Here is a 12,676-nt window from a genome sequence, read left to right as displayed (position 1 = left end):
GCGGAACATCCGCGCCGTCGTGCTGTGAGAGGCTGTGCTGGAAACTACCGGCTGAGCGCCGCGTTCACGTCCAGGCGTCCGCCTGTGACGGTCTTGCCCTGAAGCGACGCGGTCGGCACGGCGCTGCTCAAGAGCGCGTTCTTGATCTGCGCTGCGGTTGCGCCCGGATGGGTCGAGGCGTAGAGCGCTGCTCCGCCGGTGACGTGCGGCGTTGCCATCGAGGTGCCGCTGTACGACTCGTACAGGTTGAACGCGGTGGTCGAGTAGACCGCCACGCCAGGCGCTCCAAGGTCAACCGTGCGAGCGCCGTACTGCGACCAGCTTGCCAGCGCGCCGTTCCGATCGATCGCGGCAACCGCGATGACGTTGGGCAGATCGTAGTTCGCCGGATAGCTCGCCGTCGTATCGTTATTGCTGCCGCTGTTGCCAGCCGCCGCGATGAACAGGATGTTCGCGCTATTGGCGCGGTTGATCGCGTCGTAGAGGGCCTGCGAGTAGCCGCCGCCGCCCCACGAGTTGTTGGTCGCGACGATGTTCAGGCCGTGGCGGGTCTTGAGGTTCGTCAGGTAATCGACGGCCCGGACCGCGTTGGCCGTGGTGCCGCCGGCGCGGCCCAGGAACTTGGCCGAGATCAGCGTGACGTTCCAGTTGACGCCGACGACGCCAGCGCCGTTGCTCTCCGCGCCGATCGTGCCGGAGACGTGCGTGCCGTGATCGTCGAGGCTGCCGCGCGAGCCGCCGTCGTAGATCGTGTTGTCGTTGTTGGCGAAGTCCCAGCCGCGAACGTCGTCGACATAGCCGTTGCCGTCGTTGTCCACGCCGTCAGCCGCATCGAAGGGGTTGACCCACACCTGAGCGTCGAGGTCGGGGTGCGTGTACTGGATGCCCTCGTCGATCACGCCGACATAGACCGACTTGGAGCCGGTCGTGCCTGCCGCCCATGCCGCCGCCGCGTTCGAGCCGTACTGGTTGGCGGGCGTTGTGCCGGCGCCGTACATGCCCCAGAGCGAGCCGTTGGTGAAGTACGGATCGGTAGCTGTCGCGCTGTGGGTATAGATCCAGTTCGGCTCGGCAAACTCGACGTTGGCGTCGCTCTTCAGCGCGTCGATCGCGCTCTGAACGTTGCCTTCGCGCAGTACGATCACTTCGAGCTTGGAGACGCCGCTGCCCTGCGTGCGAAGATCTTCTTTGCGATCAGCTTTTACGCGCCCGCGCGCCGTTGCGTGCTGGGCTTCAGTCGTGCCGTCGCGATACTGCACAATCACTTCATTAGGAACATAGTTTGATGAGGTTTTGGCCGCTTCAGCTTGGGGGCTATACATGCCAATCGTCAGACCAGCGAGCAAAAGAGCACTCACGTAGCGCTTCATCAGCACTTCTCCTTAAGTTGCCGTAAAAGGGATTGTTTTTAAGATGGGCTAACGGAACGTTCGACGCTGGCACGGCAGCGGTGGCTTGGTCCTGCAGGATAGCGTGCAGCATACCAAATGGTTTAATAAAGGTCAATATTGTGAATTAAAGTACAGTTATTGTGTCAAATGCTGGCACACCAGGGCGCTATGCTATAATCCGAAGGTCGTGGAGGAGGAGCAATCCTGCGCATCGTTCAGATCTACAAAGATTACGATCCGGTCGTCGGCGGCATCGAAAATCATGTCAAGGTCCTGGCCGAGGGACTGGCCGCACGGGGTCATACGGTCAGCGTGCTTGTGACCAACACCGGGCGCGGCACCGTCGTCGAGCAGCGTCAGGGCGTGCAAGTCGTCAAAGCCGGGCGCATCTGGAAAGCCGCATCCACGCCGCTCAGCATCGAGCTTGTTCGGTATGCCCGCACGCTGCAAGCCGATCTCGTCAATCTGCACATGCCCTACCCCCCCGGCGATCTGGCCGCTCATGCGATCAAGGACGCGCCGCTGGTTGTGACGTACCACAGCGACATCGTGCGCCAGCGCAAGCTGCTGCGCCTGTACCGTCCGCTGCTTGAGTGGACGCTGCGACGGTCGAAGCGGATTATCGCGACGAGCGAGCCGTACGTACAGTCGTCGCCGTTTCTGCGGCGCTACGCCGCCAAATGCCGGATCGTGCCGCTGTCGGTCGATGCGGCGCGCTTCGCGGATGTGGCGGAGGCGGGCGTGGCTGCCTTGCGGCGGCGTTATACCCGCTCGGCGGGCGATTGCCTGATCCTGTCTGTGGGCGTGCTGCGCTACTACAAGGGGCTGCATATTCTGCTCGACGCGCTCACGCAGCTCGACGCGACGCTGCTCATCGTCGGGGCCGGGCCGGAGGAGCAACGGCTGCGCGATCTGGCTCAGGCGTTTGGCATCGCCAGGCGGGTCCATTTCGCGGGCCACGTGCCCGACGCCGACCTGCCGACGTACTATCGAGCCGCCGATGTGTTCGTGCTGGCGTCGCATCTGCGCGCGGAGGCGTTCGGGATCGTCCAGCTTGAGGCGATGGCGGCGGGCTGTCCCGTTGTCAGCACCGATCTCGGCACCGGCACCAGCGTCGTGAACCAGCACGGCGTGAGCGGCTTTGTCGTGCCGCCGGGCGATCCGCTGCCACTGGCGACCGCGCTGCGGGTGCTGCTTGCCAATCCCGAGCTTCGCCGACGACTCGGCGCGCAGGCACAGCGGCGGGTTGCCGATCATTTTACCCACGCGCATATGATCGACCGAACGCTTGAGGTGTACGAGGAGGCGCTAGCACGCCGCCAGGCCGGGAGGGTGCCATGCCCGTGCCCGTTGGGCACCCAGCCCGGTGCGTCCCCCACTATTCCTTCTCCCTCGCCTGATGGAGAACAAAGAACAAATGAGGCGTTGAACTCGAAACTCAAAACTCGAAACTCGCAAGCGGAGTGATACAACATCGTGGAGACTCAAGCATCCAGCGGATACGAGCAGCGTATTCGACAGCAGTTCGAGGCGCATATCGCGATGGCCCGGCGGGTGGTCGATGAGCAAACGCCGGAGATCGCGCGCATGGCCGAGATGCTGGTAGCGTGCTACCGGCGCGGCAACAAAGCGCTCTTTTGCGGCAACGGCGGCTCGGCTGCCGATGCCCAGCATCTCGCCGCAGAGCTGGTCGGGCGCTATCTGATCGATCGTCCGCCGCTGCCAGCCCTGGCGCTCCACACCGACACATCGGCGGTGACGGCTATCGCCAACGATTACGCCTACGACCAGATCTTTTCGCGGCAGGCCGAGGCTCACTTGCAGCCGGGCGATGTGCTCGTCGCGCTGACGACCAGCGGCACATCGCCGAACATCGTCAAAGCGGCGGAGGTGGCGCGGCGCAAAGGCTGCGCCGTGCTGGGGCTGCTGGGCCGCGACGGCGGCACAGTCCTGCCGCTCTGCGACGCGGCGCTGGTCGTGCCCGCGCAACAGTCGTTCGTAATTCAGGAGGTGTATATGATCGTCGGGCATCTGCTGTGCGATCTGATCGAGGAGGCGATCTTCGGGTCTGGCTGTGGGACGTAGCGCAGGCCGCCGCGCAGTGTTTCTCGATCGCGACGGCACGCTCAACGTCGAGGTCAACTATCTGCACCGCATCGAGGATCTGGTGCTGGTTGCGGGCGCGGCGCGGGCGATCAGCGCGCTCAACCGGGCAGGCTGGCTGGTGATCGTCGTCACCAATCAGGCGGGCATCGCGCGCGGCTACTACGACGAGACGGCGCTCCACACGCTGCACGAGCATCTCACGCAGGCGCTAGCCGCCCAGGATGCACGCATCGACGCGATCTATTATTGCCCGCACCATCCCGATTTTTCGGGCACGTGCGAGTGTCGCAAGCCGCAGCCGGGTATGTTGCTGCAAGCGGCAGCTGAGCACGGGATCGACCTGACGCGAAGCTGGCTGGTTGGCGATACGGGCGGCGATATTGGCGCGGGCCGCGCGGCAGGCTGCCGTACCGTGCTGGTGCGCAGCGGCTACGGCGCGGCCTATGAGGACCAGGTGCGTGACGGCGACGGCGCGCAGCCCGACGCGATCGTCGACGATGTGGCGGCGGCTGTGGAATATATCCTGGCACACGATCGCGTGTAGCGCTGTTCCTTGGGCTCGTCCAGGCACTCACCCCTGTCCCGCGCAGGCAGCAGCCCGCCTGCGCAGCCTGCGGCAGAGGCGAGGGGAGCAGCCAGTGCCGGTTCTCGGTTCTCCCGCTGTTCCCCTGTTCCCCTGTTTCCTTCTCGTTCCCCTGCCGCTCGGCCTAGTCGTCCTGGCCCTGATAGGCGCTTGGCTCGTCGGTACCGCTCGGCTGCTCGGCGGCTTCCGCGCCGCCACTCTCAAGCGTGGAACTGGTGTCGCTCAGACCGGAGACGCCATGCACATCGGCGTCCACATCCAGCGCGACCGTCTCCGCATCCGAGACAGGCCGGTCAGTTGCAGCATCGGCGGCTTCGCTCGTGCCGCCCTTGAAGCCGATCTGCTCCGCCGTCATGCTGAGCGTCGCGCGCGTCCTGGCTACAAGCTCGTTGAGCGAAGTGTTATCGTGTTCCTCGCGCGGCAGCGCCATCACGAAATGGTTGAAAATATACGATCGCGACCGGATCAGGTCGTCGTAGGTGGCGTCGGGCTGCGCTTGCTGCACGTCTTGCAGATGGACCTCGGCAAACTCGCGCAGCTTATCGACGGTGTCGGGCGTGAGATGCGCGGCGGCACCTGCGATAAAATGCGTGTCTGCGGCGGGCACCAGATGCGTGATCAGCACCTCGCCAGCCTGAAGCCGTTTTGAGGCCGCATGATCCTCGACGTCGATCAGCGTCTCGCCAAAGAGCGGACGCACGCGCATGCCCTGACCTTTGCGGACCTCGACGATCTCATAGGGCTGAAGGCGCACATCCTTCCAGCCTGCTAGCACCTGCGCCTCCGCCTCGGTTAGCTCCAGCCCCTCAGGATCGGCGGTCAACTGCTCGACCGGCGTCTGGCCTTCCTCGTTGACCGTATCGAAGGCAAACCACGTCAGAAACCGCTCGCTGCCGCGATCCTCGCGCTGATCAAGCTCCTGAATATCTTGCGTGCGGTAGGCGTCGTTCCAGAACAGGCTAAGCGTGGCGGGCACCGCAGTTCCAAACCGATCGAGCGAATCCATCAGCTTGGGCCAGAGCGTATCGGGCGCTTGCTTGAGCTTGCGCAGCGCGGCGGCGCGCTCCGCGTCGATCGGGCCGTGGCACTGCTTGTACTTTTTGCCGCTGCCGCAGGGGCAGGGATCGTTGCGACCAATGCTGGGCATAGAACCTCCGTATCCCAAATGCCAGGTATCGTAGCTCAGAACGGCGCAGCAGAGTATAGCGCAGCGGTCCTGACGTGTCGAACGTCGAAAGCTCCGTGGTATAATGGCCCCGTTCAAAGCCCAGCACGTGGGCTTTTCTAGTTGCGAGCTGAGCGCTTTTACGGTTGGTAGATGCTGAAACGCCGCTGCTCCCCACACGATAGCCAATGGTGTTGCTTGATAAAGATAGCTGATCTGCGGCTCAGATCGGCGGGCTGGACAATCCGGCGGCGGTGGATCTGCTCATGACGGTCCTCGTCTCGATTCTGGGCGTCTGGGCCGTCGCGCTGGCGCTGCTGGGCGCGCTCGGCTACGGCATCGGGCGCTGGCTGACGCCGCCCGCGCTCAAGCCCTACGAGCTCTGGCTGATGCCGCTGTGGGGCTACGCGCTGCTGGTGCTGATCGCCTACTATGGCCTCAATGTCGGTCTGACGCTGCGCCACGCGCTGGCTGTCGCATCGGGTGTCGCGGTGGCGCTGGGGATCTGGCGGCTGCTCAAAGCTCGCGAGCGTCTGCCGCGCGCGCCGCTGAACGAGACGCTGCTGATCGTGGCGATCGGGCTGGTGGCGGGTGTGCTGGGCGTGGTGCCGCTGCTCCGGGCAGGCTACCTCGCGCCGATCGGCCACGGCTGGGACATCGAGTTCTATCTGCCGCTGGCGGCTTACCTGCAAGACTACAGCTATCTGAGCCTATCCTCGGCAGCGCCCGCGCCGCTGCTGAACGTGATTCTGGCCGAGCCGACCAGCGTGCGGGCGATCGGGTACTCGTATCTGCACGGCGTCGTCGATCTGCTCGGCGGCTGGTCGCCGGTCGGCACGTTTCCGCTGCTGCTGGCGCTGCTGCGGTCGCTGGCGGTCGCGCCGGTCTATCTGGTGCTGCGGGCTGGCCTGCGCGCGAATGTCAAGGGCGCGGCGCTGGGCGCATTGCTGGTCGGCGGAAACGAGCTGCTGCTGTGGATCGGCTTCAACAACTTCGCGATGCACGTCTCGTCGATGCCGCTGGTCCCCCTGGCGACGCTGCTGACGCTGCTGGCGCTCGCGTCCTGCTGTCTGCCTGGCAATTCGGGCGATCCGCGTCGCTTCTGGCGAGGGCACGGGCTGGCGCTGGCGGGCGCAATCGCCGCGACGACCGCGCTGACGCTGTCGTATCATCCTGCGCTGCTGGCCTACGGCGCGCTGGCGGGCGGGCTTGGCGTGTGGGCGCTGGCGACGCAGCGGGCGAAGCTGGCGGTGGTGTTGCGCGGCCTGGCGATCATGGTCGGCTGTCTCGCGCTGGGCTGGCTGGCACACTGGCGCGCGCCCGTGGCCTTCTTCGATGTCTACCGTATCCAGACGCCCTCGATCGGCGGCGAGCGCTTTGCCCGTCCGACCGAGCTGCTGGGTGTAGAGACGTTTCATCATCTCGCGCTGGCGGTGGACGGGCCTGATTGGCTGTCGGCGCTGAGCTGGCTCGCGCTTGGCGCGCTGCTGGCTGGCATCGGCGTGGCGCTGTGGCGCGGCGCGATCTGGCGCGGCCCGGCGCTGGGCTTGCTGGCCTTCGCGCTGCTGTACGCGCTTGGCCTGCGCTACGTGATCGCCTTTCCGTACGGCTTTTACAAGGGCGTGAGCTACCTGAGCTTCGTGCCGCTGGGCGTCGCGGGCGTCGGCCTGGGCAGCCTTTTGGATCGTCGACCACACGCCGCGCGCCTCGCACATCCGCTGAATCTGGCGGCAGGCGCGGCGCTGACGCTGCTGGCGCTGGGGATGACCGGCTGGAGTAACTACCGGCTGCTGGAAACGTATCGCGCTCCCGTGCTGGCGTCGCGCGCTCTGATCGACTTTGTCGGCGCGCTGCGTCCGCTTGAGGACAGCGGCACGGTGCTGCTGGTCGATCATCCTGAGCTGCGCGGCACCGGGCTGGGCATCGCGTCGCTGGGGCTGTACGGCCATCCGTGGATCGGGCGTGGGCAGACCGGCTTCGCGGTCTTCAACCGGCTGATGCCCGGACGAGCGGCGGCCTACGGTCTGATGCATCCGAGCGACGATCCGCGCGCCTGGGGCTTCGATCCGGACTCCGTCGTTTTTCGCAGCCCGCGCATGGCGCTCTACCGCGCTCCCGACGATGCGGGTGCGTTTCTCAGCGGCAGCGCGGCCTCGTACACGCCCGCGACCGGCTCGCTGCGCGAGGGTCTGGATAGCCTTGAGGTGCAGGATCTGACACACGGCGATTTTCAGACGGTGCCGCCGGGCCAGTCGCTACGCCTGTATGCAGGGATCGACCGCGACGGTGAGCGCTTGAGCTGGCAGCCGCTCGAAGCCGATGGCGACGGAGAGAGCCGGATGCTGGCGCTGGATCTTGCCAGCGCTGCGCCGCAGACGCTCACGCTCAGCGCGAACGGACAGACGCAGCGCTTTGATCTGGCGCGGGGCGTGAGCCGCATCACAACACAGCCGTGGAGCCTGCCGCTGACACTTGAGCTAGCGGCCTCCCACGAGCCGATCGTGGTCCGCTCGGCGCAGTTGTTGCGGCCAGGCGCTCGACAGGCGGGCGTTGAGCAGCTCGCGGATACGCTGGCGCTGCGCACGACAACGGAGGCCAGCGCTCCCACGGTGACGACCATGATCGACGTGACCGGCGCGCAGCGGGATGTGCTGCATCTCGGCCTGGAGCTGTACGAGATCAGCGAGCGGACGCCGCGCCGCTACGCCGGGGGCACGCTGGCGGTGCGCGCCAACGAGCCCGCCGCGCTGAATCTCGATCTGCAAGCGCTCAGGGCGACGCTGAACGGCGGCCCGGTGCCGATCCAGCCCGGCGATGTGAGCGACGGCGAGTATTTCGGCGCGCTCTGGCTCTATCACGGCGATGGGTTGGTCCGGCGCGTGCCGTTTGTGCGCTTCCGGCGACAGGCAGGGCAGATCACGGCGATCCAGCCGATCGACGCCAACGCGACTTTTGCGCGCGTGGCCCGGCCTGAGCGCGTGCTCGATGCGACGGTCGGACCCGCGCGGCTGGCGGGCTACACGCTCGCGCCGCAGCCGATCCAGCCCGGAGCCGATCTGCGTCTGGGCGTGCAGTGGCTTGTCGCCGCGCCCGTGGCGGAGCCGCTGCTGGTCTTCGCGCAGATCCTTGGGCCGGACGATCATAAATGGGCCGCGTGGGACGGCGCTGCTGGCGGCGACTGGTGGCCGTCGCAGGCGTGGCAGCCCGACGACCGCATCTGGCAATCGATCCCGCTTAAGCTCGATCCGGCCACGCCGCCGGGCCGCTACCGGCTGGTGGTCGGATTGTACAGCGCCGCGACGGGCGAGCGCCTGCCGGTCGGCGGGGCGCAGGCGCAAGGTAGCATGATCATCCTCGACGAGATCGACGTTCAGCGCTAGCAAGGTAGGCTCCATTGGAACACATGGTCACACCAGAAGTTTCGGTCGCGCCCCAGCCGCGTGTTATCTGGCTGCGCTGGGAATGGCTCCTGGCGGTTTCGATTACGGCGGTCGGGTTTGGCCTGCGGATGTGGGCCGTGCGCTGGGGCCTGCCCTACGTCGATCATCCAGACGAGCCCGCGCTGGTCAATGTCGTGCTGCGGATGATGCGCTCCGGCGATCTGAATCCGCACTTTTTTTTGTATCCTTCGTTCTACTTCTACCTGCTGCTCGCGATCTTCACGGCGCATCACCGCTGGGGCATGGCGACCGGCCTGTACCCCGGCCTGGATCACCTGAGCGCCACGACCGATCTGTACACGACGATCCCTGAGTTCTTTGTGTGGGGCCGCATGCTGGCGATCCTGCTCGGCAGCCTGACCGTGCTGGGCGTATTCGTGCTGGGTCAGAGCGCCTGGAGCCGCAGCGCGGGCCTGCTGGCGGCGCTCTTCCTGGCGACGCTGCCGTTTCATATGCGTCACTCGCAGTATGTCACCACCGATGTGGCAAGCGCCTGGTTCGTGCTGCTGGCCTACCTCGGCGCGACCGCCATGCTGCACACCGGAAGCTGGCGATCCTATCTGCTGGCCGGGCTGTGGACGGGCCTAGCAGCCTCCACGAAGTACAACGCCGGAGCGATTGCGATCCCGCTGATCGTGGCGCACGCGCTCTACTGGCGGCGGCAGGCGGTAGCGCGCTCGGCGCGGCTGCTCGGAGCGGGCATGGTGGCGCTGCTCAGCTTTCTGGCGGGAACGCCATACGCGCTGCTGGCCTGGCCCGAATTTCGCGATGGCCTGCTGCACCAGATGTCGCACTACGGCGCGGGCGCGCACGGCGATTACCTTGGCGCGTGGAACGTCGCGGGCTACCTCGATTTCTTCTGGCACGATGGCCTGCGTCCGGCGGCCAGTCTGGCGCTGCTGCTCGGCCTGGCGCTGCTGCTGCGACGCTGGCGGCTTGGCCTGCTCTGGCTGAGCTTCGCGGTGCCTTATCTGCTGGTCTTTCTGGCGCAGCCCGGCCATTTTATGCGCAACCTGATGCCGCTGGTGGTGCTCTGCGCGCTGCCGGTCGGCGTCGGCGGCGCGGCGGCGATCGACTGGCTGGGACGGCACATGCCGCGCTATCGACCGCTGGCTGCCGTCGGCGTGGTGCTGCTGCTCTACAGCTATCCGGCGAAGTCGGCGGTGGGGCTGACGGCGTTTCAGGCGCGAACCGACAGCAAAGTTGCGGCGGCGGCGTTTGTGAGCACCCTGCCGCGCGGCCAGCGGATCGCGCTTGAGCTGAATCCCGTCGCGTGGGCGGGCGATCCGATCGTCGAGCCTGTGCCGTTTCTGACGCAGCATCCGCTTGAATGGTATCGTGCCAACAGCTACCGCTATCTCGTCGCCAACAATAGCTGGCGCGACCAGCAGGACACGCCGATCTATCAGGAGTTCAAGGCGGGCACGACGCTGCTGCGCGAGTTTCGCGGCGACCAGGGCGGGCAGCCAGGGCCACGGATCGAGGTGCTGGATCTCGGCTTCGATCCGGGGCGGCTCTCGATCGTGCGGCGCGAGGCGCTCTTCGGCGCGAATCTGTGGCTGCTGGGCTACGAGCTTCAGCCGGGCGCGCTCCGTCCGGCGATCTCGCCGCTCGAAGGTGCCGATCAGCGCGTGCTGCGTGTCGGCGAGGGCTTGCAGATCAATCTCATGTGGCAGGTCCAGCAGCCGCTGCCGCACGACTACGCGCTCTTCGTGCATGTGCTGGACAGCGCCGGAAACGTCGTCGCGCAGCGCGACGCGCTGCTGCGTCAGGATGAGTATCCGTCGTCGCGCTGGCTGCCCGACGAGGTGGTCGTCGATCGGGCCGATCTGCCGCTTCCGGCGCTCACGCCCGGTAGCTATACGGTCAAGATCGGCGTGTACCGCATGGATAGCGGCGAGCGCCTGCCGCTGGCGTATCCTGAGCCGGGATCGGACGGCTCGACCTTTGTGTTGACGACGATCGAGGTGCGGGAGTGAGGCTGCGGCCACCGGTGCGGCATCAGTCGGCGGCGCTCGTCGCGCTCGGCGCACTCACGCTGATCGCGCTGGCGCTGCGTCTCTGGAAGGCCAACTGGTCGCTGCCGTTCGTGCCGCATCCCGACGAGCCCGCGATCATGAATGTTGTGCTGCGCATGCTGCGCAACGGCGATCCCAATCCGCACTTCTTCTACTATCCGTCGCTCTGGATCTACGTGCAGAGCGCGGTCGCCTGGCTGCATCTGCACTGGGGTATCGCGCAGGGCTGGTACGCGGGCGCGGCCCAACTGCCGGAGACGACCGACATCGCGACTTCGGTGCCGGGCTTCTTCACCTGGGGCCGTATCGCTACCGCGCTGACGGGCGCGGCCACGGTGCCCGCGCTCTACACGCTGGCCCGGCGCGTGGCGGGGCCGATCGCGGGACTGGTCGCGGCGGCGCTGCTGGCGGTCAACGCCCTGCATATCATCCACTCGCACTACATCACCACCGACGTGCCGAGCGAGTTCTTTGTCGCGCTGGCGCTGGTCTGGACGCTGGCGATCTACGAGCGGGGCGGCTGGCGCGATTATCTGCTGGCGGGCGCGCTGGCGGGCGCTGCTGCTGCGACCAAGCATCACGCGGCGCTGGCGGCGGTGGCGATCACGGCTGCGCACGCGCTCCACTGGCGCGGGCGGATGCTGCACACGCTGCCCCGGCTGATCGCGGCGGCTGGCGCGATGATCGGCGTGTTTTTGCTGACATCGCCCTACATCGTGCTGGCCTTTGACGAGTTTCAGCGCGATCTGACCCATCAGCTTGGCGATTACGCGATCGGCGCGCACGGCGATATTACTGGCGCGTGGCCGGTGCGCTACTATCTCGGCTTCTTTCGTGAGCGCGCCGTCGGTACGATTGGCGGCCTGCTGGCGCTGTGGGGCACCGTGGCGCTGCTCCTGCGGCGCGACTGGCGCGTCGTGGTGCTGTGGGCGCTGCTGCTGGCCTATCTGCTGATCTTTTTGCCGCAGGGCAACCACTGGATGCGCAACATCATCGCCACGCAGGTGCCGCTGTTTGTGCTGGCGGGCGCTGGCTTCGCCGATCTCCTCAATCGTCTGCGCGCGGCGCTGCCTCGTCCGGCGCTGATCGCCGCTGGCGCGGTGCTGCTCGCGCTGCTGCTTCTGCCCTCGTCCGTCGAGGCGCTGCGCTACGCCGATCGGCTGCGACGCGGCGACTCGCGCGTGCAGGCGCTTCACTGGGTTGACGCGCACGTGCCGCCGGGCGTGCGGCTTGCCGCCGAGCTAAAGCCGGTTCCGGGCGCGCAGGAAAGCCGCTGGACCGAGGTCGAGTATCTGCCGCAGCGCGATCTGGCCTGGTATCGGCAGCAGGGCTACGCCTACGTGATCGCGTCGTCGGATGTGTGGCGGCAGTGGGCGATCCCCGACGTGTATCTGCGCTGGGCCGGTGGCAGCGCCGTGGCCGAGTTTGGCCTGCCCGATCAGCAGATGTTCGGCCCGCGCCTCCTGATCTACTCGACCGGCCTGTCGGCGGCGGATGCGGCGGAGCGTCCCACGGGCGAGGCGCGCTTTGGCGGCGTGCGCTTCCTGGGCGCGACTCTAGGACAGCCCGACCCGGAGCAGCCACAGGCCGGGATTCAGCCGACGCGCGAGCTGCGGGCCGGTGGCGTGCTGGCGCTGCGTACTTTCTGGCAGGTCGAGCAGCCGCTCGCTGAGGATGTGTTCATCTTTGTGCATGTGCGCGACGCGGCGGGCAATACCGTGGCGCAGCGCGACACGCCGCCGTGGCAGGGGCGCTTCCCGACATCATCCTGGCAAGCGGGTACAATAGTGGTCGATGTCAACGACGTGCCGCTTCCGGCGCTGCCGCCGGGCGAGTACACGCTGGTCGTCGGCATGTTCGACCCGGCGACAGGTGGGCATCCGCCGCTGACGATCGATGGTCAGGCGCAGCCCGGCAACGTGGTGCCGCTGGGCACGATCACGATCACGCAGTAAAGGTTTTGGTGACGAGCG

The 12,676-nt window shown here is 66.7% G+C and carries 8 protein-coding genes; 6 read left to right on the top strand and 2 right to left on the bottom strand.

Annotation, left to right across the window (positions count from 1 at the left end):
* Positions 1–44 precede the first annotated feature (44 nt).
* The gene (locus tag VFZ66_07770) at positions 45–1,259 is read right to left on the bottom strand and encodes a S8 family peptidase (GenBank protein HEX6289073.1); all 1,215 of its coding nucleotides are present in this window, start codon (positions 1,257–1,259) and stop codon (positions 45–47) included.
* 333 nt (positions 1,260–1,592) lie between these two features.
* Between VFZ66_07770 and VFZ66_07765 the strand changes: the two genes are divergently transcribed.
* From VFZ66_07765 to gmhB, 3 genes are read left to right on the top strand one after another with little or no spacing between them, the layout of a single operon-like run.
* Positions 1,593–2,858 (top strand): glycosyltransferase, encoded by a 1,266-nt coding sequence (locus VFZ66_07765; GenBank protein ID HEX6289072.1) that lies wholly within the window; start codon positions 1,593–1,595, stop codon positions 2,856–2,858.
* 9 nt (positions 2,859–2,867) lie between these two features.
* A complete protein-coding gene (locus VFZ66_07760; protein ID HEX6289071.1) occupies positions 2,868–3,476 on the top strand; it encodes a D-sedoheptulose 7-phosphate isomerase in 609 nt (202 codons plus the stop codon).
* Entirely contained in the window at positions 3,466–4,041 is a 576-nt protein-coding gene (gene gmhB / locus VFZ66_07755) for a D-glycero-beta-D-manno-heptose 1,7-bisphosphate 7-phosphatase (GenBank protein ID HEX6289070.1), read from the top strand. Before VFZ66_07760 ends, gmhB begins: the two co-directional genes overlap by 11 nt.
* Positions 4,042–4,204: 163 nt before the next feature.
* Here the strand turns inward: gmhB and VFZ66_07750 are convergent, their stop codons facing one another.
* Positions 4,205–5,227, bottom strand: coding sequence for an SEC-C domain-containing protein (locus VFZ66_07750; protein HEX6289069.1), 1,023 nt, complete (start codon positions 5,225–5,227; stop codon positions 4,205–4,207).
* A 284-nt stretch (positions 5,228–5,511) separates the two neighbouring features.
* Between VFZ66_07750 and VFZ66_07745 the strand changes: the two genes are divergently transcribed.
* The 3 genes from VFZ66_07745 to VFZ66_07735 are packed head-to-tail and all read left to right on the top strand — an operon-like array spanning position 5,512 to position 12,658.
* Positions 5,512–8,625 carry a hypothetical protein gene (locus VFZ66_07745; protein HEX6289068.1) on the top strand — a complete coding sequence of 1,038 codons (3,114 nt, stop codon included), beginning with the start codon at positions 5,512–5,514 and terminating at the stop codon, positions 8,623–8,625.
* 23 nt (positions 8,626–8,648) lie between these two features.
* Positions 8,649–10,664 carry a glycosyltransferase family 39 protein gene (locus VFZ66_07740; GenBank protein HEX6289067.1) on the top strand — a complete coding sequence of 672 codons (2,016 nt, stop codon included), beginning with the start codon at positions 8,649–8,651 and terminating at the stop codon, positions 10,662–10,664.
* Positions 10,661–12,658, top strand: a complete 1,998-nt coding sequence (locus VFZ66_07735; GenBank protein ID HEX6289066.1) for a glycosyltransferase family 39 protein — start codon at positions 10,661–10,663, stop codon at positions 12,656–12,658. The genes VFZ66_07740 and VFZ66_07735 overlap by 4 nt, the downstream gene beginning before the upstream one ends.
* The last annotated feature ends 18 nt before the right edge of the window (positions 12,659–12,676 follow it).

Source organism: Herpetosiphonaceae bacterium, from assembly GCA_036374795.1.
In the GTDB taxonomy this organism is placed as follows: Bacteria; Chloroflexota; Chloroflexia; order Chloroflexales; family Kallotenuaceae; genus LB3-1.
The sequence above is the reverse complement of the archived record's forward strand: the minus strand, read 5'-3'. Positions and strand labels throughout refer to the sequence as shown.